General features: G+C 65.2%; 21 protein-coding genes. 10 read left to right on the forward strand and 11 right to left on the reverse strand.

Annotated features, from left to right (window positions below; translation table 11 throughout):
* Positions 1-4: 4 nt before the first annotated feature.
* The 4 genes from POM99_RS12025 to murI all read right to left on the reverse strand — a co-directional run bounded on the left by POM99_RS12025 (position 5) and on the right by murI (position 3,994).
* The gene (locus POM99_RS12025) at positions 5-682 is read right to left on the reverse strand and encodes a nitroreductase (protein WP_277278202.1); all 678 of its coding nucleotides are present in this window, start codon (positions 680-682) and stop codon (positions 5-7) included.
* A gap of 131 nt (positions 683-813) precedes the next feature.
* On the reverse strand, positions 814-2,034 hold the full coding sequence (gene hemA, locus POM99_RS12030; RefSeq protein ID WP_277278100.1) for a 5-aminolevulinate synthase: 1,221 nt from the start codon (positions 2,032-2,034) through the stop codon (positions 814-816).
* Positions 2,035-2,142: 108 nt separating this feature from the next.
* Positions 2,143-3,123 carry an MBL fold metallo-hydrolase gene (locus POM99_RS12035; protein ID WP_277278102.1) on the reverse strand — a complete coding sequence of 327 codons (981 nt, stop codon included), beginning with the start codon at positions 3,121-3,123 and terminating at the stop codon, positions 2,143-2,145.
* Between the two features lie 43 nt (positions 3,124-3,166).
* Positions 3,167-3,994: a glutamate racemase gene (murI, locus tag POM99_RS12040; RefSeq protein WP_277278104.1), complete on the reverse strand. Its 828-nt coding sequence runs from the start codon at positions 3,992-3,994 to the stop codon at positions 3,167-3,169.
* A 79-nt stretch (positions 3,995-4,073) separates the two neighbouring features.
* On the opposite strand from murI, the gene plsY reads away from it, so the two are divergent.
* The 7 genes from plsY (at position 4,074) to POM99_RS12075 (ending at position 11,012) form a co-directional block, all read left to right on the forward strand.
* A complete protein-coding gene (gene plsY, locus POM99_RS12045) occupies positions 4,074-4,661 on the forward strand; it encodes a glycerol-3-phosphate 1-O-acyltransferase PlsY (protein ID WP_277278106.1) in 588 nt (195 codons plus the stop codon).
* Positions 4,658-5,788 carry a DNA-processing protein DprA gene (gene dprA, locus POM99_RS12050; RefSeq protein WP_277278108.1) on the forward strand — a complete coding sequence of 377 codons (1,131 nt, stop codon included), beginning with the start codon at positions 4,658-4,660 and terminating at the stop codon, positions 5,786-5,788. The genes plsY and dprA overlap by 4 nt, the downstream gene beginning before the upstream one ends.
* Positions 5,789-5,926: 138 nt before the next feature.
* A complete protein-coding gene (locus tag POM99_RS12055; protein ID WP_277278110.1) occupies positions 5,927-6,889 on the forward strand; it encodes a hypothetical protein in 963 nt (320 codons plus the stop codon).
* 20 nt (positions 6,890-6,909) lie between these two features.
* Positions 6,910-7,587: a hypothetical protein gene (locus POM99_RS12060; RefSeq protein WP_277278112.1), complete on the forward strand. Its 678-nt coding sequence runs from the start codon at positions 6,910-6,912 to the stop codon at positions 7,585-7,587.
* Positions 7,588-7,680: 93 nt separating this feature from the next.
* The gene (topA, locus tag POM99_RS12065) at positions 7,681-10,284 is read left to right on the forward strand and encodes a type I DNA topoisomerase (protein ID WP_277278114.1); all 2,604 of its coding nucleotides are present in this window, start codon (positions 7,681-7,683) and stop codon (positions 10,282-10,284) included.
* A complete protein-coding gene (locus tag POM99_RS12070) occupies positions 10,281-10,460 on the forward strand; it encodes a hypothetical protein (RefSeq protein ID WP_277278116.1) in 180 nt (59 codons plus the stop codon). The genes topA and POM99_RS12070 overlap by 4 nt, the downstream gene beginning before the upstream one ends.
* A gap of 129 nt (positions 10,461-10,589) precedes the next feature.
* Complete coding sequence (locus POM99_RS12075) at positions 10,590-11,012, forward strand: UrcA family protein (protein ID WP_277278118.1); 423 nt, start codon at positions 10,590-10,592, stop codon at positions 11,010-11,012.
* Here the strand turns inward: POM99_RS12075 and POM99_RS12080 are convergent.
* The 4 genes from POM99_RS12080 to lepB all read right to left on the reverse strand — a co-directional run bounded on the left by POM99_RS12080 (position 11,003) and on the right by lepB (position 15,126).
* On the reverse strand, positions 11,003-12,574 hold the full coding sequence (locus POM99_RS12080) for an ArnT family glycosyltransferase (RefSeq protein WP_277278120.1): 1,572 nt from the start codon (positions 12,572-12,574) through the stop codon (positions 11,003-11,005). The two genes, POM99_RS12075 and POM99_RS12080, sit on opposite strands and share 10 nt — an antisense overlap.
* A 121-nt stretch (positions 12,575-12,695) precedes the next feature.
* Positions 12,696-13,589, reverse strand: coding sequence for a GTPase Era (gene era / locus POM99_RS12085; RefSeq protein WP_277278121.1), 894 nt, complete (start codon positions 13,587-13,589; stop codon positions 12,696-12,698).
* Positions 13,586-14,308, reverse strand: coding sequence for a ribonuclease III (gene rnc, locus POM99_RS12090; RefSeq protein ID WP_277278123.1), 723 nt, complete (start codon positions 14,306-14,308; stop codon positions 13,586-13,588). Before rnc ends, era begins: the two co-directional genes overlap by 4 nt.
* Positions 14,263-15,126 (reverse strand): signal peptidase I, encoded by an 864-nt coding sequence (gene lepB, locus POM99_RS12095; protein ID WP_277278126.1) that lies wholly within the window; start codon positions 15,124-15,126, stop codon positions 14,263-14,265. Before lepB ends, rnc begins: the two co-directional genes overlap by 46 nt.
* Positions 15,127-15,296: 170 nt before the next feature.
* Between lepB and pgi the strand changes: the two genes are divergently transcribed.
* From pgi to POM99_RS12110, 3 genes are all read left to right on the forward strand, one after another.
* Positions 15,297-16,814 (forward strand): glucose-6-phosphate isomerase, encoded by a 1,518-nt coding sequence (gene pgi, locus POM99_RS12100; RefSeq protein ID WP_277278127.1) that lies wholly within the window; start codon positions 15,297-15,299, stop codon positions 16,812-16,814.
* Between the two features lie 71 nt (positions 16,815-16,885).
* Positions 16,886-18,244 (forward strand): glutathione-disulfide reductase, encoded by a 1,359-nt coding sequence (gene gorA, locus POM99_RS12105; protein WP_277278130.1) that lies wholly within the window; start codon positions 16,886-16,888, stop codon positions 18,242-18,244.
* A gap of 65 nt (positions 18,245-18,309) precedes the next feature.
* A complete protein-coding gene (locus tag POM99_RS12110) occupies positions 18,310-19,338 on the forward strand; it encodes an NAD-dependent epimerase/dehydratase family protein (RefSeq protein ID WP_277278131.1) in 1,029 nt (342 codons plus the stop codon).
* A 3-nt stretch (positions 19,339-19,341) separates the two neighbouring features.
* Here POM99_RS12110 and POM99_RS12115 read toward each other — a convergent pair whose 3' ends face one another.
* The 3 genes from POM99_RS12115 to POM99_RS12125 form a co-directional block, all read right to left on the reverse strand.
* A complete protein-coding gene (locus POM99_RS12115; protein ID WP_277278133.1) occupies positions 19,342-20,091 on the reverse strand; it encodes a molybdopterin-dependent oxidoreductase in 750 nt (249 codons plus the stop codon).
* Positions 20,088-20,888, reverse strand: a complete 801-nt coding sequence (locus POM99_RS12120; RefSeq protein ID WP_277278135.1) for a cytochrome b/b6 domain-containing protein — start codon at positions 20,886-20,888, stop codon at positions 20,088-20,090. Before POM99_RS12120 ends, POM99_RS12115 begins: the two co-directional genes overlap by 4 nt.
* 78 nt (positions 20,889-20,966) lie before the next feature.
* Positions 20,967-21,923 carry a phytoene/squalene synthase family protein gene (locus POM99_RS12125; protein ID WP_277278137.1) on the reverse strand — a complete coding sequence of 319 codons (957 nt, stop codon included), beginning with the start codon at positions 21,921-21,923 and terminating at the stop codon, positions 20,967-20,969.

A 21,923-nucleotide genomic window follows, 5' to 3' on the forward strand; every position in this document is an offset into this window, starting at 1 on the left:
TCGGTCAGTCTGCAAAGCCGATGAACCGCGCGGCTTCTTCCATGCTTTTGCGATGGCTGACCACGGCGTTTGCGGGGAAGCTCGGGTCCGGCCAGCCCATGGCAACCGCCTTCATGATCACCTGATCGTCCGGGATGCCGGCGTGTTCGCGCACCACCGGCGATTGCATGATGCCTTGCGAATTGATGACACAGCCGAGCCCGCGAGACCAGGCCGCGTTGACCAGGGCCGTCGTAACCGCGCCGCAATCGAACGCGGTGTCGTCGCTGCCAGACAGCTCGCGGTCATAAGCGACGATCACGCAGACCGGAGCATCGAACTGGCGAAAGCCGCGCAGCACCCAGTCTTGCCGGGCGGCGCCATCGTCGCGCGCGATGCCCATGGCACTGAACAACTGCTTGGCGACTTCAACCTGCCGTTCACGATGGACGCCGGAAAAGGCCTCGCCCCGGCGGAATTCGCGACTGTCGGGCTCGCCAGCCAGGATGCGCTTGGTGTTGCCCTCCCTGATGCGGGCGAGAGGTTCGCCGGTGATGACATGGAAGTGCCAGGGCTGCGTGTTCATCGAGGTTGGCGAACGCATGGCGATCGTCAGGATCTCCTCGATCAGGGTCCGAGGAACCGGCTTGGGGAGATATCCGCGGATCGAGCGCCGTCCGAGGACGACCTCGTCATAGAGCATTGTAGACATCGCCTCTCCAGCGTTTAATCATTCGATTAAGGCTAGCGGAAGATACACGAAAGGCAAGCCCAACGAAAAAGCCCTCCCGGTGAGGGAGGGCCAATCCGTCGTTTCCATACAGGAGAAAAGGCTCAGGCGGCCTTCTTCACTTCCAGTTCCAGCCGTTCCCAGATCTCCACCAGCGCCTTGGTGAGGTCCACCATCATTGCCTCGGTATGTGAGGGGCCAGGGGTGAAGCGCAGGCGTTCCGTGCCGCGGGGCACGGTGGGGTAGTTTACCGGCTGCACATAGACGCCGTATTCGGCCAGCAGGATATCGCTGACCTTCTTGGCACGCACCGGATCACCGACCATCAGGGGCACGATGTGGGTGGTGCTGGGCATCACGGGCAGGCCGGCCTCGGCAAAGGCCTTCTTGAGGAAGGCGGCAGCGGCCTGCTGCCCTTCACGTTCCACGCTGCTGGCCTTCAGATGGCGCACCGAGGCGAGCACCCCTGCAACCAGCACCGGCGAGAGCGAAGTGGTGAAGATGAATCCGGGTGCATAGGAGCGGATCACGTCGATGATCTTGGTGTCCGCCGCGATATAGCCGCCCATCACGCCAAAGGCCTTGCCCAGCGTGCCTTCGATGATGTCGATACGGTGGGCCGCCTCATCCCGATCGGTGATGCCGCCGCCGCGCGGGCCGTACATGCCCACGGCGTGAACCTCGTCGATATAGGTCAGCGCATTGTACTTTTCGGCAAGGTCGCAGATCGCGTGGATCGGGGCGACATCGCCATCCATCGAATAGACGGATTCGAACGCGATCAGCTTGGGCAGCGCGGGGTCCGTTTCGGCCAGAAGCTCTTCCAGATGCTCGACGTCGTTGTGACGGAACACCTTCTTTTCCGCGCCGGAATTGCGGATGCCCGCGATCATGCTGGCGTGGTTCAGCTCATCCGAGAAGATCACGCAGCCGGGCAGGATCTTGGCAAGGGTGGAGAGCGTGGCGTCGTTGGAGACATAGCCGCTGGTGAAGAGCAGCGCGCCATCCTTGCCATGCAGGTCCGCCAGTTCGCGTTCCAGATCGACGTGATAGTGGGTGTTGCCGCCGATATTGCGGGTGCCGCCCGATCCGGCGCCGACATCATGCAGCGCCTCTTCCATCGCGGCGATCACCTTTGGATGCTGGCCCATGGCGAGATAATCGTTGGAGCACCATACGGTGATCGGCTTCGGGCCATTGTGGCCGGCGAAGCAGCGGGCATTGGGGTAGGCGCCCTTGTTGCGCAGGATGTCGATGAAAACGCGGTAACGGCCTTCGCTGTGCAGGCGCTCGATCGCGGAATCGAAAATCTGGTCGTAGTTCACCCGCCGCTCCTTGTTCCTGCTGGAGACCTGTCTGTCTCCGCGGCCCGTCCCCCTGGGTCGCCCGGCGATGGCGCGGCTTCTACGCTTGTTTTCCCTGCTTTGCCAGCATCATTTGATGGCATTCGCATTGCCCGCAGGGGCGGCTGCAGGGGTTTCTTCATCCAGCGGATCGCGGTCCTCGGGCGTGGTGGTCCACAGGAAATCGGTGTGGAAGCCGGGGCCGCGGCGGCCGCTCTGCAGCCATGCCAGATCGTGTGAATAGACCAGCGTGAGGCGGGGGTTGCGCCTGGCCAGATCCGACAGGCCCTTGATCCATCCGATCGTTGCTCCCCGATCCTCGGGTGCGATCCAGTCCGACACGAGATGCGAACGCGGCCTGACCCAGCCGACATTGCGCGCCATCGACGCGGTATCGCCAGTGAACAGGTATTCGCGCCCGTCCTGCAGCTGCACGAAGATCATCTGCGATCCGGGTGTGTGGCCCGGCGTGCGCATGAGCACCACGCCGGGGGCAACGGCGGCGTATTCGCCATAATGCAGCGGCTTGGGCAGGCCGGCAACGCGGCTGGCTGCCACCTCCTTAATGCCTGCGATCATTTCGGGCAGGATCACCGCCTTGGGCGCGATGCGGGCGAAATGGGGGGAGGCGAGAAAGCCGCCGACATGATCGGGGTGTTCGTGGGTGAAGAGTATCAGCCGGGCGCTGTCCATCCAGCCATTCACGCGGGCCTGCGCCGGGCCTTTCCACAGATCGATCCCCATGTCGTGGGCCTGCGCCTGGCTGAGACCGGAATCGATCAGGATATCGCCACCGGGCGAGACAAGGCGATAGGCGACGATGCCGATCAGGTCACGCTTCAGCCCGCCACCGGCCACAAGGGCCGCACCGGGTGCCCGACGCGCCGCGACTGCGGCATATTCGATCGCCACGGGCTTTTGCCCCGGCACGTCCTGCGCGGCGCGGCGCAGGGCAACGATGTCGATGGGTTTGGCAGGAACGCTGCCAGTTCGCGCATCGACCAGCAGCCAATAGTACGGGATGGCGACCAGCAGGACGAAAAGCAGGATGATCCTGTTCCACAGCTTCATGCGCCTGAAAGTCCCCCCTATGGGCCTGTCGAAAAGGGTGCGTTCAGAACAGAATGGTCTGTTCGAGTCCGCGCGCGGCCAGCGTTGGTCTTAACGCCTCGACATCCTCACCGCCACGGGTGAAGAGCGCGACATCCGGCTTTTCGCGCACGAATTGCTGCGACTGCGTTAAAAAGACGATGCGGCGGGCAATACCGTCGGAACCGTCGACGAACGAAACGCCGGGGCCGAAGGCCTGGGCCAGTTCGTCCTGCACAAGCGGAAAGTGGGTGCAGGCCAACACCACCGTGTCGATCCGCTCCCCATCCGACATCGCGCGCAGGGCGGTGGCGGCGCGGGCATAGACGGCAGGATCGACCGCTTCGCCCCGCAACTTCGCTTCGGCAGCAGAGACGAGTTCGGGCGCGGCGTGACGCAGCAGGCGCTTGTCAGCCGCGAATTCGGCCTCGAGCCGGTCAACATAGCCCTGGCGGATCGTTGCTTCGGTGCCGAGCAGGCCGATCACGCCGGTGCGGGTCATCACGGCAGCGGGCTTGATTGCGGGCACGGTGCCGACGATCGGAACCTCCAGCACTTCGCGCACCGAGGCGAGCGCGATGGTGGAGGCGGTGTTGCACGCGATGCAGACAAGGCGCGGACGGAAGCGTTCTGTCATGCGGCCCAGCAGACCCGATACCCGCGCGGCGATCTGCGCCTCGGTCTTGCTGCCATAAGGCAGGCCGGCATAGTCGGCGGCATAGATGACCGGGGCCTGGGGCAGCACCTGGCGCAGCTTGTCCAGCACGGAGAGCCCGCCCACGCCGGAATCGAACAGCAGGACGGGGGCTGCGGGATCGGCTGATGGATCGGCGGTAGGATCGGGGGCGGCCATTGCCCGGCTTCTAGCCGCAGTTGCGGGAAAAAGGGAAGGCGCCTCTCCCCAAGGTTCCCCGCGCTGGTTATGAGGCGGCATGGAAACCACCCTGATCGCCCTGCTGGGCGGATACCTTCTGGGCTCCGTGCCCTTTGGCCTGATCCTCACCCGCCTGACCGGTGCGGGTGATTTGCGCGCGATCGGATCGGGCAACATCGGCGCCACCAACGTGCTGCGCACCGGGCGCAAGGGGCTGGCGGCGGCGACACTGTTGCTGGACCTGGCCAAGGGCGCGCTGGCGGTGGTTCTGGCCCGCCATTTCCTGCCCGCCCAGGCCGAGGCGATGGCGGCAGGTGCGTCGGTGATCGGGCACTGCTTCCCGGTGTGGCTAAGGTTCAACGGTGGCAAGGGCGTGGCGACGACGATGGGCGTCTCGCTCGGCCTCGCCTGGCCCATCGGGCTTGCCTATGCGGTCGTGTGGCTCGGCGTGCTGGCGCTGACGCGGATTTCGTCGCTGGGCGGGCTGAGCGCGGTGATCGCCGCGCCGATGGCCGCCTATGTCTTCGGTTATCCGCAATACGGCCCGGTGCTGGGTGCGATCGCGGTGCTGGTGATCTGGCTCCACCGCGCCAACATCGCCCGCCTGCGTGCGGGGACGGAGCCGAAGGTGGGCAGCAGGAAATGAGCGGCGGGGGGCAGGCGCTGAGCCAGGCAGAGGCGTTTGCGCGCATCCGGCTGCTGCGCTCGCCCAACGTGGGGCCGGTCAGCTATGCCCAGCTGCTGCACCGCTTTGGCAGCGCAGAGGCTGCGCTGGAGGTGCTGCCCGATATCGTTTCGCGCGGTGGGGGCAAGTATCGCCCGGCCGACAAGGCCCGGATCGAGGACGAGATCGCCGCGGTGAAGCGGCTGGGGGCGCGGTATCTGTTCCATGACGGGGCGGATTATCCGGCGCTGCTGGCGCAGCTGGACAGCCCGCCGCCGATCCTGACGGTGCGCGGCGATACCGGGCTGTTCGCAAGGCCCTCCGTAGCGGTCGTGGGTGCGCGAAATGCCTCGGCGGGGGCGGTGAAGCTTTCACGCGAGTTCGCATTGGGCCTTGCCGAGATGGGCCACGCGGTCATTTCAGGGCTGGCCCGTGGCATAGATACCGCGGCGCACCGCGGCGCGCTGGCCGGTATGGCGCAGGGCGGTGGGACCATCGGCGTGATCGCCGGCGGGATCGACGTGGTTTATCCGCCGGAGAACGCGGAACTGCAGGACGAGGTGGCGCGGCGGGGCCTGCTGGTGGCGGAAATGCCACCGGGCACAGAGCCGCTTGCCCGCCATTTTCCCCACCGCAACCGCATCATCGCCGGGTTGGCGACCGGGACCGTGGTGGTGGAGGCGGCGCCAAAGTCGGGCTCTCTCATCACAGCGCGGCTTGCCGGGGAAGCCGGGCGCGAGGTGATGGCGGTGCCGGGCTCGCCACTCGACAGCCGCTCGCACGGGTGCAACCAGCTGATCCGCGACGGGGCGATCCTGGTGCAGAATGCACAGGACGTGGCGGAGCTGCTGCAGGGATTCACCGGCAGCCCGCGTTCGACCTTCCGCGAGGCGTTGGCGCCCGTCTACACTGCGGTTCCGGACGCCGAGTTAGAAAGCGATCCGGCCGACATTGCGGGCCTGCTGGGCACGGCGCCAGTCAGCATCGACGAGATCGTGCGCCAGAGCGGCGCCAGTGCGGGCGCAGTCCAGACGGCCTTGCTGGAGCTGGAACTGGCCGGGCGGCTTCAGCGCCATGCCGGCGGACGGGTGTCGCTGGTTCAGGGCTGAACCGGCCGCAATCGTTACCCAGTATTTGACGCTTGCAATTGCCTGCCTGTCTTTCGTTAATGTGGTGAAAACCATGAAAAGGGGCGGGGATTGACCATGCACGACAAGAGGCGTCAAGTCTTTGCTGCGGCACTGCTGATGTCGCTTTTTTCTGTTCCTACGCAAGTACTTGCAGGAGAGCCTGAGGCCATCAAGGTTTCCGGCAAGGAAGCGGTCAAGGGTGCGACGACGGTGGCCATCGGGGCCTTCAACGTTGGCTTCATCTTCGAGTCGACCGACCAGACCAAGGCCACCGGCGGCCTGATGGGCGCATTCGGCGGCACGACCAAGGCGAAGTCTCAGCTTGTTGGCGTGACGCCAGAGATGATGCAGAAGATCGCCGATGCCGCCTATGCCGATTTCGTGGGCAAGCTGCAGGCGGCGGGGCTGACGGTGCAGGGGCCGGCAGCGGTGTTTGCCGCACCGGAACTGGCCAAGCCACATGGGCATCCTTCGCCGCTGGACATCAACATCCAGCTTGAAAAGAAGAGCACGGGCAAGGCGACCTATGTGAAGCCGTCTGCGCTGCCCACGCTGATCATGGTGGCAGGCGATTTCCAGGGAAGCGGCTTTTCGAGCATGGGGCTGGCCATGGAAGCGGGGCAGGCCGGCATGGCGCTGTCGAACTATGCTCGCGCTTCGGGTTCACCGGTGATCGACGTGACCTACCTGATCGACTTTTCCGACCAGAAGCGCCCCGGCGCGTTCAGCTTTGGCGGGCTTGAGGTCAACGCCAACCTGTCGGTGGTGCCGGGCTATTCGCGGATGACGATCTTCGGCGCGAACGGCAAGACCACCACGGCCACGCTGCAGCAGGGCGTATCGGTGGATGGGGACTTCATCACCAAGGAAGATGCGACAAGTGGCGCCTCCAAGACGACGCAGGCGGCGGGCAATGTGGTGGGTGGCTTGCTGGCCGCCGGTGGCATGGGCGGATTGCGCCTTGGCAAGACGCGCAAGTTCGAATTCACCGCCAAGCCCGGCAATTACGAAGATGGCGCCACCAAGGCTGCGTCGCTTGCCAACGAACGGCTTGTCGCGCAGATTGCCGCATTGAAGTAGTCTAGAGTTCAGGGGGCGGAATGGCGAGCACGGCCGGTTACACCACGGTGGGGCAGATCCTGTCGCAATGGACGGCGATCGTGGGGCGGAACATGGGGGTCTGCCTGCTGGCCGGCGGCTTCATCGCGATTCTGGGCACCGTGCTGGACCTTGCCATGGGCGAAGGCGGCAGCTCGCTTTTGTTGAGCATCGCAACCTTCTTCATCTCGTATCACTTTTCCGAACACATCCTGCAACAGGAAGGCTTGATGGCGCGGGGGGTGAGCAGCCGGCATTATGCATCTGCATTCGGTGCGGCGTTCCTGGGCACGCTGGGGATCGTTGCGGGCCTGATTGTCCTTGTCCTTCCCGGCCTTTATGTGGCCGCGCGGTGGTCGATGTCGAGCAGCCTGGTGATTGCCGAGGGGCTCACCACCACGCAGGCGCTGGGGCAATCGTGGCAGCGGACGGCCCAAGCTGCCTGGCAAGTTACCGGGGCAGCCTTCGTGGTCGGGCTTGGCATGCTGGCGCTTTTCGCGCTGGTCGGGCTCGTGGGAGGGCTTTCGGAAACTGGAACGTCCGAACAGATGGGGCTGGTCGGCACGGCCGTCGCCAACGCGGCCGGTGCCGGCATTCAGATCATGACGACGCTGTTCGCTGTAGCTGTCTACGCCTGCCTCGGCCAATCCACGGGAAACCTTGACGACGTGTTCGGCTGAACCGACTTTCCTCTCATCGGCGGCTTGACGCGAGCCGCCTTGCGTCCCCACCCTCGCGCGTACGTATACGCGTGAAGGTAATTGTTTCGGATCATGCAGCTCGTCATCGTTGAATCTCCCGCCAAGGCCAAGACCATCGAGAAGTACCTCGGTCCCGGCTACAAGGTCCTCGCCAGCTATGGCCACATCCGCGACCTGCCGGTGAAGGACGGGTCCGTCCGTCCCGACGAGGACTTCGCGATGGACTGGGAGCTTTATGGCGACAAGCAATCGCGGGTGAAGGCCATCACCGACGCCGCAAAGGGGGCTGACCGCCTGATTCTGGCCACCGACCCCGATCGCGAGGGCGAGGCGATTTCCTGGCACGTGCGCGAACTGTTGGCCAAGCGGCGCTCACTGCCCAAGGAAGTGGAACGCGTCACCTTCAACGCCATCACCAAGGCGACGGTGACCGAGGCGATGAAGAAGCCGCGCGAGCTGGATCAGGACCTGATCGACGCTTATCTCGCCCGGCGCGCTCTGGACTACCTGTTCGGCTTCACCCTTTCGCCCGTGCTCTGGCGCAAGCTGCCGGGGGCGAAGTCTGCCGGCCGCGTGCAGTCGGTTGCGCTGCGTCTGATCGTGGAGCGCGAGCGCGAGATCGAGGCGTTCAAGGCGCAGGAATACTGGTCGGTGATCGCGCGACTGGAGCAGGGCGGCACCGAGTTCGCCGCGCGCCTGGTCAAGTTCGACGGGCAGAAGCTCGACAAGCTGACGCTTGGCGACGAAGGCGCAGCGATGAAGGCCAAGGCCGTGGTCGAGGCCGGCACCTTCCGTGTCGAGGATGTCGAGACCCGGCCGACCCGCCGCAATCCCTATCCCCCGTTCACTACTTCGACGCTGCAGCAGGAAGCTGCACGCAAGCTTGGCTTCTCTGCCAGCCACACCATGCGCGTGGCGCAGACGCTTTATGAAGCGGGCGCGATCACCTATATGCGTACCGACGGCGTGCAGATGGACCCCAGCGCCATCAGCGCGGCGCGCAAGGCGATCTCGGACCGATATGACGGACACTATCTGCCGGAAAAACCGCGTCATTACGAGACCAAGGCCAAGAATGCGCAGGAAGCGCATGAAGCGATCCGCCCCACCGACTTTTCCAAGGACCGCTATGGCGTGGGCGACGAGGCCCGGCTCTATGACCTGATCTACAAGCGCGCGATGGCGAGCCAGATGGCATCCGCCAATATCGAGCGCACGACCGTGACCCTGCGCGACGGCACCGGCAAACACGAACTTCGTGCGACGGGACAGGTCGTGAAGTTCCCCGGCTTCCTGGCCGTGTATGAAGAAGGGCGCGACCAGAAGGCCGAGGGCGAGGACGACGAAAGCGGCCTGCTGCCCGCGATGACCAATGGAGACACACCGGCGAAGCGCGGCGTGGACGCCACCCAGCACTTTACCCAGCCGCCACCGCGCTATTCGGAAGCGAGCCTGGTCAAGCGGCTTGAGGAGCTCGGCATCGGTCGCCCATCGACCTACGCCGCCACGCTGCAGGTGCTGAAGGACCGAAACTACGTCAGAACCGAAAAAAACCGTTTCTTCGCAGAGGAAAGCGGGCGGTTGTTGACAGCGTTTCTCGAACGATTCTTTGACCGCTATGTCGCCTATGAATTCACTGCCGGGATGGAGGACGAGCTGGACGACGTGTCCGGCGGCCGCGCCGCCTGGAAAGCGGTGCTCGCCGCGTTCTGGAAGGACTTCAAGCCCAAGTCCGATGAGGTGATGGAAAAGAAGCCGAGCGAGGTGACCGCCGAACTCGACACCTTCCTGTCCGACTACCTCTTCCCGCAGAAGGCCGAGGGCGGCGATCCGCGCCTGTGCCCCAAGTGCGGCGAGGGGCGGTTGGCCCTTCGCGGTGGCAAGTATGGTGCGTTCGTCGCCTGCTCGAACTATCCCGAGTGCAAGTTCACCCGCAAGTTCGCGCAGCCGGGCGGCGAAGGCGATGGCGGTGAGGGCGAGGAGAGCGGCCTTGGCAAGGACCCGGTGACGGGCCTTGAGGTGATGCGCCGCACCGGGCGCTTTGGCCCCTATATCCAGCTGGGCGAGGGCAAGGAGGCCAAGCGTGCCTCGATCCCCAAGGACATCCCGGAGCTGGACCTGGAATGGGCGCTGAAGCTGCTGAACCTGCCGCGCGAAATCGGCATGCACCCGGAGAGCGGCAAGCCCATCGTCGCCTCGATCGGGCGCTATGGGCCGTACCTGTCGCACGACGGCAAGTATGCCCGGCTCAAGGCGACATCCGAGGTATTCGAAACCGGCATGAACGCGGCGGTGGTCAAGCTGGCCGAAGCGGCTTCCGGAGCAGGCGCGAGGGGTAACAGGCAGGCTGCGGAACCGCTCAAGACGTTCGGCCCGCACCCGACTTCGGGCGGTGAGATGAAGCTGATGGCGGGCCGCTATGGCCCCTATGTGACCGACGGCACCACCAACGCCACCCTGCCGCGTGACAAGAAGCCCGAGGAACTGACGGCGGAGCAGGCCGTGGTCCTGATCGATGAGCGCGCCGCCAAGGCCCCGGCCAAGGGCAAAAAGAAGGCGACTGCAAAGAAGGCTCCGGCCAAGAAGGCCCCGACCGCCACGGATGGGGCCAAGAAGCCGGCAGCGAAGAAGGCTGCACCCAGGAAGAAGGCCACCAAGGCGGAGTCGGGCGAATGAGCGAGAAGGTTGCCCGCCACCGCCAGCCGTGGAAGCCGGACGAACTGCAGAAACTGCGCAGCCTCGCCTCCAAGGGCAAGGGTCTGAAGGAAATCGCCAAATCCCTGAACCGCACCGAGGAATCGACCAAGGATGCGGCGAAGGAGCACGGCATGACCATCGCCAAGCTGCGCTGAAAGGATGCGCATCCCCGCTTGCGGCGCACTGTTCGTCGCAAGCGGGGGGAACGGCGCGGCCTGCCCTCCATTCCTTTCGCGACCGCCTGGCGGGAGGATGGGTGTCGGCTCCACATCAGGAGCAGACCAATGCTACTTCGAAAACTCGTTGCCCCGGCCGTCTCGCTGGCCACGCTGACCATTCCGGCCATCGCCACGGCACAGGGCGCGGCAGAGGAAATCACCGTGACCGGCCGCTATGGCAAGGTGCCCGACAGCGTGCAGTCGCTGTCACAGGCGGTCAGTTACGCCGATCTCGACCTCAGCACCAAGGCCGGCAAGGATGAACTGCGCCGCCGCGTTTCGCTGACCGCACGCTTCCTGTGCGAGAAGATGGGCGAGACCGACACGACCGATCCGGTGGCGCCCTCGTGTCGCGATGCTGCCGTCAGCGACGCGATGCAGCGCATCGGCACCATTGAGGGCAGCTTCGCGCCGCGCGGCACCACGTGGGTGCATCCGCCTGCCTGGGTGCCGCCCTATCCGGCCGACTGGACCACGCGCTACCCCTGAACGGCGCTTGTCGGAATGGCTGCGCCCGTATCCTGCGGGCGCAGCTTCGGTCGCCACAGGCCATAGCTGCGCTCGCCCACCTGCACGCTGGCGTAATGCTCGTAGTCCCGAAGAAGGAAATCCATCAGCACCGCGCGGCTGACATGGTTGGGCAGGTAGATCTTCTTCCACTCGGCCACCTGCACCACGTCCGGCCGGGAAAGCATGATCCGCGCGACTTCCACATTGGGATCGGCCCCGATAGCCGTCGCCTCGGTATAGGTGGTCAGGTGATTGGGAAAAGCGAAGCGCGTTGGGACGCAGGCCCCCACGGCCTGATAGAACGCCGGTTCGCCATCGAACTGGAAATAGCAGCCGCCATGGATCTCCGATCGCACCGTGGAGGCAAGATGGCTGACCTGCTGCCCGTTGCCGTGCCGATGGACCTGATAGACCATCACCACCAGCCCCGCGACCGCCCCGAAGCCCAGCAGCAGGCGGCCATACCACCGCTCTCCCGGCTTGGTCCGGGCGAGGGCGGGCGCTGCCAGCACCGACAGGGGCGCAAGCGTCGGCGCGACATAGTGATCGTACCATGTGCCGAACACAAGGAAGCCCAGCACCGCCGCCGCCGCCCATAGGCGCAGCGCGCGCAGGGCTACCGGGTGCGCCCGTGGCATCGGCATGCGCCTTGGAGCTAGCAGGATCGCGAGGATGAAGGGTGAAAGCGCCAGCGTTTCCTTGAACACGCGGAACCCGGCGACGGGCCCTTCCGGCCCACGCTGGAACACCGAGACGAAGTTCGCCTGAATGAAGGCTTCGCCATGCCCTGCCGCGGCATAGGCGCCGAGGGCCAGCGCCATCGGCAGGATGGCGATCCCCGCCCATACCGCACATGCCATGGCGAAGCGCCACCCGCGCCAGCCATCGGCCCAACCCCGCGCCAGCAGCATCAGGCCCAAGGCCATGCCCTCGAACACCACGCAGGTCTTGATCTGCATGGCGATGCCGACCAGCGCCATCGCCTGCACGCCGCGCGCCAGCAGGTCCGGCGCGTTGGGTCGCTTCCAGGCCTCCATCACGGTCAGCGCCGCGAGCGCTACCGGCAGGTTGTAGAACACCGGCCCCTGGCCCAGCGCGCAGTTGAAGACAGGCATGTAGAGGACATAGGCTGCACCGGCGAGCCATGTGGCGCGGGGCGGTGCGATCTCCTTCGCCATGCGCTCCACCACCAGCGCCGTCAGCGCGGTGAAGACGATCCCGGCAAGCTGGTAGGCGACCAGCCCGCCGCCCGGGGCCATCACAAACAGGCGATAGAGCGCAAACAGGCCGATCGGCTTGCGGTCCCACACCCCGACATAGGGCAGGGCGCCTTGCTGCCAGCGTTGGGCCGCATAGAGGTAGAACTCCTCATCCACATGGACGACGGGATTGCCGATCAGGAACGCGCGGAAGGACAGCGCGAGGAAGAGATAGGCGGCCAGCGAAAGCCAGCCCTGCGCAATGCCACCGTGCCGCCCCCGCCAGACCTCCACCAGCGCACGGCGGGGGGCCTGCAGGGTCGCACTCGCAATTCCGGGCATTCACGCACTCCGCGTCTGTCACTGTGCAAGTGCAAACGCGGCTGTCGTGTTTATCCTTCGGCAATAATGGGTTGGTGTCCCGAAAAGAGCTCGCGCCGTCGCATAAACCGGTGCGACGGGATCATTTTACCCAGTCGAGGCCGATCTCTTCGTAGATTTCCCGGCTTTCCGCCCAGTTTTCTTCCACCTTCACGTGCAGGAACAGGTGGACCTTCACGCCGAGCAGCTCGGCCAGCTCCTTGCGCGCGGCCTCGCCGATTGATTTCAGCTTCGATCCGCCCTTGCCCAGCACGATGCCGCGCTGGCTGTCACGCGCGATCACGATCTGCTGGTGGATCTCCACCGACCCATCCTTGCGGTGGGTATAGCTCTCGGGCCGCACCGCGCTGTCATAGGGCAGTTCGTCGTGCAACTGGCGGTAGATCTGCTCGCGAGTGATCTCGGCGGCTAGCAGGCGTTCCGAGGCATCGGAAACCTGATCCTCGGGATAGTGCCAGGCACCTTCCGGCATCAGTTCTGCAAGGCGTGTCTTCAGTTCGGCCACGCCGTCGTTGGTCAGAGCGGAAACGAAGAACACCTCGTCGAAGTTGCCGGCGGGGGAAAGCTCCTCGGCCATCACCAGCAGCGGTTCCTTGGGCGTGGCGTCCACCTTGTTGAGCACCAAGATCTTGCGCTCGGGCCGGTCCTTCAGGCTCTCCAGAATGGGCTCGAGATAGTCGCGTTTCTTCTTGCGCGAATCCACCACCAGCAGGATGGCGTCGGCTTCCGATGCGCCTTCCCACACGGCGTTGACCATCGCCCGGTCGAGCCGGCGCTTGGGCTCGAACAGGCCGGGCGTGTCGGCCAGGATGATCTGCACCTCATCCTGCAGGGCAATGCCCATCAGCCGCGCGCGCGTGGTCTGCGCCTTGGCTGATACGATCGCCACCTTCTGGCCGACGAGCGCGTTGACGAGGGTGGACTTGCCCGCATTCGGGGCGCCGATAACGGCGACGAGGCCGCATTTCTGTGTCATGCAAACTTCTTCATGAAATCGCGGGCGGCGTTGGTCTCCGCCTCCTGCTTGGATGATCCGCGTGCTTCGGCTTCACCGACGCCCTTCACGGAAACGGAAACGGTGAACGTGGCCGCGTGGTCGGGCCCTTCGCGCGAAACGATGGCATAGACCGGCGGCTTGCGCCGGTTGCCCGCCGCCCATTCCTGCAGCGCGGCCTTGGGATGCTTGCGTTGCCCGGTGCCGCCCTCCATGGGCCGCGCCCAGGCCTTGCGAACGAAGGCGCGGGCCGCCTCGAACCCGCGTTCAAGGAACAGCGCACCGATCAGTGCCTCCATCACGTCGCCCAGGATGTTGTCGCTGTCGGCGCCGCCATCATCGCGCGCCTGCTTGCCCAGCCGCATGTATGGCTGCACGCCCAGTGCGCGGGCGACATCGGCGCAGGTTTCGCGCGCGACCAACGCGTTGAGCCGCTGCGAGAGCTTGCCCTCGGCGCCTTCGCTGCGTTCATAAAGCCAGTCGGCGATCACCAGCCCCAGAACCCGGTCACCCAGGAATTCCAGCCGCTGGTAATCGCGCGTCTCGCCCATCGATCCGTGGGTCAGCGCGTCGTTCCACATGTCGGGCCGCTGCGGCGCGGCCCCGGTCAGCGCGGTCAGGAACCCTGCCGCATCGTCGCTCAGCACGGGACCGCTCAGAACGTGCCCCCGATCCGGTTCCACCGTGCGGCGGTGAACCATGTCCAGGGCAGGAACCAGTTGGCGCTGCCATCGGTGGACCACATCACGATCGTCGCACGGCCGACGAGGTTGTCCTGCGGCACCAGCCCGATCCCGCCGCCTTCGACCGCCGGGAAACGGCTGTCCATCGAATTGTCGCGGTTGTCGCCCATCAGGAACAGGTGGCCCTCGGGCACGACCACGGGCACCGTGTCATCCTGCTGGCGATAGCCGAGGTCGAGCACGTTGTAGCTCTTGCCCTCGGGCATCGTCTCGCGGAACTGCGGGTAATGGCAGGTCGGCGTGCCGTCCTTCTCCATGACCTCGAATTCCGGGCTGACACAGTTGGTGTTGGCCGAAACCGGGATCACGAAGTCCTCGATCTTCACCTTGGGCACCGGCTTGCCGTTGATGTTCAGCACGCCGCCAATCATCTGGACGGTGTCACCCGGCAGGCCGATCACGCGCTTGATGTAGTCCACATCGTTGCCCGGCGGCGCCTTGAAGATCACCACGTCGCCACGGTTGGGCTGCCCAGCAAGGATGCGCTTGGGCAACAGGGGCACGCTGAACGGCAGCGAATACCTAGAATAGCCGAACGGCCACTTGGCGGCGAGCAGGTAATCCCCGTTCTCAAGCCTTGGCAGCATCGATTCCGAAGGGATGTTGAAAGGTGAGAAAATGAAGCTGCGGAAGATCGCCACGATCAGCACCAGCTTCACCAGGAACACGCCGAAGCTGTCTTCCTTCTTTTCCTTCTTCACCGGCGCGGCCGGGGCAGGTGCCGCAGCGGGCGCGGCAGTGGTGGCTTCGGGCGCGTTTTCGGGCGTTTCGTTCATGGAGGCGGTCATGTGGAGGGGGCTGCTTCCCGTCAAGGGTGATATTCAGCCGATAGCCGCGATCAAATACGATTGCACCCCCGTTCGTCGATCCACGTCGGCGCTTGGCGGATTGGCCCTGAGCGGGCATGAAGGGGCGATTCCGCACCTGCGAAGAAGGAAATGCACCAATGACCGATCAGGCGGCCGCGCTGTGGCAGGAACTGGAAGGCCTTTCGCGCCCCACGCTGGCGGAGCTTTTCGCCGCGCCCGACCGGCTTGATGCGTTCTGCACCACGCTTGACCTGCCCGGCGGCGCGATCCGCTTCGATTGGTCGAAGACCCATCTTTCCGCCGAAGTCACCAGCGTGCTCGCGCGCCTTGCCACCGCGATGAACCTTGCGGGTAAGCGGCAGGCGCTGATCGACGGGGATAAGATCAACAATACCGAAGGCCGCGCTGCCGAACACACCGCCGAGCGTGGCGTCGGCAATCCCGCCAGCGTGGTGGAAGCCGAGGCACTGCACGCCCGCATGAAGGGGCTGGTCGACGCGATCCACGAAGGCCTGTTGGGCGATGTGAAGAGCCTGATCCACATCGGCATCGGCGGTTCCGCCCTTGGCCCCGCGCTCGCCATCGATGCCCTGGCGCGTGACGAGGCCAAGGTGGCGGTTCATGTCGTCTCCAACATCGATGGCTGCGCGCTGGAAGCGGCAATGAAGGCCTGTGATCCGGCCACCACCATGATCGCCGTCGCCTCCAAGACGTTCACGACCACGGAAACGATGACCAATGCCGCTTCGGCAATCGAATGGCTGGAGCAGGGTGGCGTGGCCGATCCCTATGGCCGCGTCGTCGCGCTCACCGCCGCGCCGGACAAGGCGGTGGAATGGGGCGTGGACGAAACCCGTGTGCTGCCGTTCAGCGAAAGCGTTGGCGGTCGTTACTCGCTGTGGTCCTCCATCGGCTTTCCTGTGGCGCTGGCGCTGGGCAGCGATGCCTTTGCCGAATTCCTCGATGGCGCGGCCGCGATCGACCGCCATTTCATCGAAGCGCAGCTTGAGGCGAACGCTGTCGTCCGTGCCGCCTTCGCCGATCTCTATTATACGCAGGTGCGCGGCTGCCAGACCCGCGCCGTCTTCGCCTATGACGAACGGCTCGCGCTGCTGCCCGACTATCTCCAGCAGCTTGAGATGGAATCGAATGGCAAGCGCGTGACCGCCGATGGCGCCCCGCTCACCCGGCCCAGCGCACCGATCACCTGGGGCGGGGTGGGCACCGATGCCCAGCACGCGGTGTTCCAGTTGCTGCACCAGGGCACGCACCTGATCCCGGTCGATTTCCTCGCGGTGAAGATCCCCGGTCACGATCTCGATCCGGTCCATCACCAGATCCTGCTGTCCAACTGCTTTGCCCAAGGCGCGGCCTTGATGGCCGGCAAGTCCAGCGAGGACGGAGCCCGTGCCTATCCGGGTGATCGCCCCTCCGCCACGATCCTGTGCGACGATCTCAACCCCGCCACGCTCGGCGCGCTGATTGCGTTCCACGAACATCGCACGTTCGTTTCGGCCATGCTGCTCGGCATCAACCCGTTCGACCAGTTCGGGGTGGAACTGGGCAAGGCCATTGCCAAGCAGATCGACGCTGGTGGCGGCGATGGCTTCGACCCATCGACCGAGGCGCTGTTGAAGGCTGCGGGTATCGCCTGACGCGTTTTCCTGCCAAACCCATTGGCAAGCAGGCCCCCTTCGCCCCATATGCGGCGGCAAAGGAGCTTCCAATGGCCGAGCAGGAATACGACTACGATCTCTTCGTCATCGGCGCCGGATCAGGCGGGGTGCGGGCCAGCCGCATCGCCGCCAGCCATGGCGCGCGCGTGGCCGTGGCTGAAGAGTACCGGGTTGGCGGCACCTGCGTGATCCGCGGCTGCGTGCCGAAGAAGCTGCTGGTCTATGGATCGCACTTTGCCGAGGAACTGCAGGACGCCGCCAATTATGGCTGGACGGTGGGAGACCTGAAGTTCGACTGGCCAACCCTGCGCGATGCCGTGCTCAAGGACGTCGATCGCCTGAACGCGGCCTACACAACCACGCTGGAAAACAACAAGGTCGAGCGATTCCTGGAACGCGCCGAGGTGACCGGCCCGCACTCGGTCCGGCTCGCCTCTGGCCGCGAGGTCACCGCGAAATACATCCTCGTGGCCGTGGGCGCGTGGCCGGTGACGCCCTCTTTCGAGGGTGCAGAGCACTGCATCACCTCCAACGAGGTGTTCCACCTGCCCGAACTGCCGCGCCGCGTCGTCATTTCCGGCGCGGGCTATATCGCCATGGAGTTCGCCGGCATCTTCAATGCGCTCGGCTGCCATGTCACCGTCGTCAACCGCAGCGAGACCCTGCTGCGCGGCTATGACGAATCGCTGCGCGATCGGCTGCTGCAGATCACCATGGCGCGTGGCATCGAATACAAGTTCAACTCGCCCTTCGATAAGGTGGTGAAGCGCGAGGATGGCTGCCTTGAAGCCCATCTGGCGGGCAAGCCCGACCCGCTGGTCTGCGACCTGATCCTGGTCGCCACCGGTCGCAAGCCCAAGACGCCGGGTCTCGGCCTTGAGACGGCGGGCGTGGAACTGGGCGAGAATGGCGAGATCAAGGTGGACGACACCGGGAAGACCACCTGTGACAGCATCTATGCCGTGGGCGACGTGACCGACCGGGTCCAACTCACCCCCGTCGCCATCCGCGAAGGTCATGCCTTTGCCGATCGGGTCTTTGGCGGCAAGGAGACGACCATCTCCTATGACTGCATCCCCAGCGCGGTGTTCTCGCAGCCCCCACTGGCGGGCGTGGGGCTGACGGAATCCCAGGCGCGCAACGCCTTCGGCAGCAATATCAAGGTCTTTTCGTCGGATTTCCGCCCGATGAAAAACATCTTCGGCCATCGGCCTGAGCGTGGCCTCTACAAGATGATCGTGGACGCCGGCACGGACCGGGTGCTGGGCATCCACATGATCGGCCCCGAAGCGCCCGAGATCCTGCAGGCTGCAGCCATCGCCGTGAAGGCCGGGCTGACCAAGGCCGATTTCGACGCCACGGTGGCGCTGCATCCCTCGATGGCCGAGGAACTGGTGCTGATGCGCTGACAATTGGGTTGCGGTTTGCAACCCATGGCGTACTCTCCCCGCGCGAGGTTCAGCGGGAGGCGCAGATGGGTGGAACGGTCCTGGTCACGGGCGGAAGCGGCTATATCGCCGGCTTCTTGATCCGGCAGCTGCTGGATACGGGCTGGACCGTCCACACCACCGTACGCAGCCTTTCGCGCGAGGCGGAATTGCGGCCCCGACTCGGCGGCACGGCTGAAACGCTGCGGTTCTTCGCCGCAGACCTGACTTCTGATGCCGGATGGGCCGAAGCGGCGCAGGGCTGCAGCCACGTCACCCACGTGGCCTCACCGTTCCCGCTCACGGTGCCAAAGGATGCGGAAGAGCTGATCCGCCCCGCGCGGGACGGCGCCCTGCGCGCGCTCAAGGCCGCCAAGGCCGCGGGGGCTGGGCGCTTCGTCCTCACGTCCTCGTTCGCCGCAGTCGGCTATGGACACCCCGCGCACCGCTATGTTCCGGGCCACGAGTTCACCGAGGCCGACTGGACCGACCTGACCAACCCGGCCGTGCCGCCCTACATGCGCAGCAAGACCGTGGCCGAACGCGCGGCGCGCGACTGGATCGTTGCCGAAGGCGAGGGCATGGAGTTCGCCTCGGTCAATCCCGTCGCGGTGCTCGGCCCGGTGGCGAGCCGCGACCTTTCCACCTCGATCGAGCTGGTCAAGCAACTGCTCGAAGGCGCCATTCCCGCCTTGCCGGATGTCGGCTTCGGCATTGTCGATGTGCGCGACGTGGCCGACCTTCACGTCCGCGCACTGGTGACGCCGGGCCTCGCCGGGGAACGCTTTCTGGCCTCCGGCCCCTTCCTCACCTTCGCCCAGATTGCGAAGATCCTCCGGCGTAACCTGGGGCATGAGGCGCGCAAGGTGCCGACGCGCAGACTGCCGGACTGGATCGTCAAGGCGGCCGCCCCCTTCAGCGCATCGATCAAGCAGGTTTCCAGCGAACTCGGCAAGCATCGCGCCGCCAGTTCCGCCCACGCGATGGAGCGGGTGGGCTGGACCATGCTCCCGGTCGAACAGACCATCATCGATACCGCACGCAGCCTGATCGACCAGGGTATCGTCAAAGTCTGATGATCAGATCCCGGCGTACCACTGGTATCCGGACCGGTCTTCCCAGAATCCACCCTTGCCGCCGTGCAGCCGGTCAAGGCTGGCCACTGCCTCGATCCGCATCACGTACTTCGCCTGCTTGTAGCCCAGCTGACGTTCCACGCGCAGGCGCAGGGGCGCGCCGTGGCCAATGCCCAGCCTCTGCCGGTTCAGGCTGTGCGCCAGGATCGTCTGCGGGTGAAACGCATCGATCAGGTCTATGCTCTCGTAGTAAGGCTTGCCGAACAGCGTGTCCGCGCAATGGAACACGATGAAGCGCGCATTGGTGGATAGCTGCGCCTGCTTCAGCAGCAACCCCAGCGGCAACCCGGTCCATTCACCGATCGCGCTCCAGCCCTCCACGCAGTCATGCCGAGTGATCTGCGTGCGCGAAGGCGCCGCGAGGATCTGCGGCAGGCCAAGCGCCATGGGCTGCGCCACAAGGCCGTCCACCACCAGCCGCCAATCGGCAAAGCCGTTGGCCACGTGCGCGGCATAGGCATCGCCCTGCGGCCGCTTGGTGCCGTTCTCCTTGAACACAGGCGAAATGTCGGCCCGGCCGAACTCCTGTGCCAGCGCGTTGCGGTCCGATATCAGGCGCTGCGTGCTGCGCGTGGCCTTTTCTCCCAGTGTCAGCACCTGCTTCACCGTGGGGGAGGCCACGATCCGGTCACACCCTGCAAGCATCAGCCCGCCTGTACCCACCAGCATGTTCCGCCGCGAGATCACCGTCATGGCTTCACCTCCCGTTCGGCCGGCAGGCGGTACCAGCCCGTGATGATCGAACGCAGTTCGTTGAACGGCCCGGCCAGCACCACCATCAGAAGATGCACGGCGATGAACAGGGCAAAGCCGAAGGCGCAGAGGAAATGGATCGACCGCGCCGATTGCCGCCCCCCAAACAATTCAGGCAGCCACGGCCATGCCGCGTCCATGGCCGGAGACATTGTCAGCCCGGTCAGCACCACCAGCGGGATCAGCATGAACAGCACGCCCAGATAGGCGATCTTCTGCAACGGATTGTAGGCGCGCGCCTTTTCCCCGGTGGGAAAGTGGAGCCGCGCGTGCTCCTTGATGTCAGCCCAGAGGTGGGAAGGGCTCAGCTCTTCACGTTTCAACGCAAGATCACGCCATAAATGTCTGGAAAAAATGGCGTATATCAGGAAAATGGCCAGCGCGATCACCAGTACCCACGCAAAGGCGAAGTGCCACTGTCGCGCGGCTGCGATGCTGTAGCTCGAAGGGATGGTAACCAGCGGCGGAAACGCCTCGGCCGTTCCCTGCGCATACCCCAGCACACCCGTGGTCGGAATTTCCACGCCCAGCAGGTTGAGGAACCCGGTTTGCCCGCGATTGCCGATTTCCAGCCAGGCAGGGTCGAAATTGGCGCCCGCCTTTCCCCAATAGAGCCGCGGGTGGGCATTGAAGATCATCATTCCGCTCATCAGCATGATGAAAATCGTCAGGGCGTTGATCCAGTGCCACAGCCGCACCGGCAGCTTCGTTCGGTAAACCAGCGGTCGCTCGGCCATGCTTGTCACCCGCCTCCATGCTTCCGTCACGCACTCGTGCCACGCCAGCGAAAGGTTACAAAGCGATTTGGTGTGCCGTCACGTTCGCCCGAGTGCGGCAAGCGCCCTGCGTGTGTAACGACGCCCCTCGGCCTGGCGGGCACAATCGCGCGTGGGGCCGCGAACCGCGTGCCACAGCGCGCGCCAGATCAGTCCGGCCTTCTCCCTGCGCGGCACCGTTACGCGACGGTCCCACGCCGCTTCTCCCCGTCGCGTAACTTCGCGCGCAATGCCGCCATAGATGCCGGCAGCGGAAAGGATTGCCCAGCGCTGACGGAATGAAAGCCGAGCTGCGCCGATCCGTGCCGAACATTCGTGCGCCTGCGCCAGCCCGCAGAGCCGGGCCACCTGCTGGGTCAGCGCCCTGCGGTACAGAGGCTTCATCTGTTCGCCGGGCGGAATGTCCGCCTCCGCCAGCCATTCCGCTGGTACGTAACAGCGCTCGCCCGCATCATCCTCGCGAATGTCACGCGCGATGTTCGCCAACTGGAACGCCAGCCCCAGGTCACAGGCACGATCGAGTGTGTCTTCATCGTTCGGGTCCACGCCCATGACCACGGCCATCATCACGCCCACCGCGCCTGCCACGTGCCAGCAGTATCGCATCAGGTCGGCCTCGCTGCGCGGTTGCCAGTCGGCCACATCCAGCGCGAAACCCCGGATCACGTCCTCAGCCATGTCGGGTGTGAGGCCGGTTTCGCGCGCCACCTGGCCCAGCGCGTCGAAGGCCGGATCTCCGGTCGGCTCACCGGCAAATGCCTTGGCGGTCAAGGTGCGGACCGTTACGAGACGCTCCTCGGATCCCGCATCGTTACCCAACGCGCCACCCAGTTCCTGTCCGTCGATCAGGTCGTCACAACGCCGACACCATGCATAGAGCAGCCAGGCCCGCTCACGCGTGGTCTGGTCGAACAGGCGACTGGCCGAGGCAAAGCTCTTCGATCCCTTGCGGATCGTGTCGCGCGCCTGGGCGACGAGGATGGCACGCTCCGGCAT

Source organism: Novosphingobium cyanobacteriorum (assembly GCF_029436685.1).
Classification (GTDB): Bacteria; Pseudomonadota; Alphaproteobacteria; order Sphingomonadales; family Sphingomonadaceae; genus Novosphingobium; species Novosphingobium cyanobacteriorum.

Excerpts from the sequence above, each read along its gene's own strand:
- POM99_RS12125 (WP_277278137.1), bottom strand. The coding sequence starts at position 21,923 with ATGCCGGAGCGTGCCATCCTCGTCGCCCAGGCGCGCGACACGATCCGC.
- POM99_RS12120 (WP_277278135.1), bottom strand. The coding sequence starts at position 20,888 with ATGGCCGAGCGACCGCTGGTTTACCGAACGAAGCTGCCGGTGCGGCTG.
- POM99_RS12035 (WP_277278102.1), bottom strand. The coding sequence starts at position 3,123 with ATGAAGCTGTGGAACAGGATCATCCTGCTTTTCGTCCTGCTGGTCGCC.
- gorA (WP_277278130.1), top strand. The coding sequence starts at position 16,886 with ATGGCCGAGCAGGAATACGACTACGATCTCTTCGTCATCGGCGCCGGA.
- POM99_RS12110 (WP_277278131.1), top strand. The coding sequence starts at position 18,310 with ATGGGTGGAACGGTCCTGGTCACGGGCGGAAGCGGCTATATCGCCGGC.
- topA (WP_277278114.1), top strand. The coding sequence starts at position 7,681 with ATGCAGCTCGTCATCGTTGAATCTCCCGCCAAGGCCAAGACCATCGAG.
- plsY (WP_277278106.1), top strand. The coding sequence starts at position 4,074 with ATGGAAACCACCCTGATCGCCCTGCTGGGCGGATACCTTCTGGGCTCC.
- era (WP_277278121.1), bottom strand. The coding sequence starts at position 13,589 with ATGACACAGAAATGCGGCCTCGTCGCCGTTATCGGCGCCCCGAATGCG.
- POM99_RS12075 (WP_277278118.1), top strand. The coding sequence starts at position 10,590 with ATGCTACTTCGAAAACTCGTTGCCCCGGCCGTCTCGCTGGCCACGCTG.
- rnc (WP_277278123.1), bottom strand. The coding sequence starts at position 14,308 with ATGGTTCACCGCCGCACGGTGGAACCGGATCGGGGGCACGTTCTGAGC.
- murI (WP_277278104.1), bottom strand. The coding sequence starts at position 3,994 with ATGGCCGCCCCCGATCCTACCGCCGATCCATCAGCCGATCCCGCAGCC.
- POM99_RS12060 (WP_277278112.1), top strand. The coding sequence starts at position 6,910 with ATGGCGAGCACGGCCGGTTACACCACGGTGGGGCAGATCCTGTCGCAA.
- POM99_RS12080 (WP_277278120.1), bottom strand. The coding sequence starts at position 12,574 with ATGCCCGGAATTGCGAGTGCGACCCTGCAGGCCCCCCGCCGTGCGCTG.
- POM99_RS12025 (WP_277278202.1), bottom strand. The coding sequence starts at position 682 with ATGCTCTATGACGAGGTCGTCCTCGGACGGCGCTCGATCCGCGGATAT.
- POM99_RS12070 (WP_277278116.1), top strand. The coding sequence starts at position 10,281 with ATGAGCGAGAAGGTTGCCCGCCACCGCCAGCCGTGGAAGCCGGACGAA.
- lepB (WP_277278126.1), bottom strand. The coding sequence starts at position 15,126 with ATGAACGAAACGCCCGAAAACGCGCCCGAAGCCACCACTGCCGCGCCC.
- dprA (WP_277278108.1), top strand. The coding sequence starts at position 4,658 with ATGAGCGGCGGGGGGCAGGCGCTGAGCCAGGCAGAGGCGTTTGCGCGC.
- pgi (WP_277278127.1), top strand. The coding sequence starts at position 15,297 with ATGACCGATCAGGCGGCCGCGCTGTGGCAGGAACTGGAAGGCCTTTCG.
- POM99_RS12055 (WP_277278110.1), top strand. The coding sequence starts at position 5,927 with ATGTCGCTTTTTTCTGTTCCTACGCAAGTACTTGCAGGAGAGCCTGAG.
- POM99_RS12115 (WP_277278133.1), bottom strand. The coding sequence starts at position 20,091 with ATGACGGTGATCTCGCGGCGGAACATGCTGGTGGGTACAGGCGGGCTG.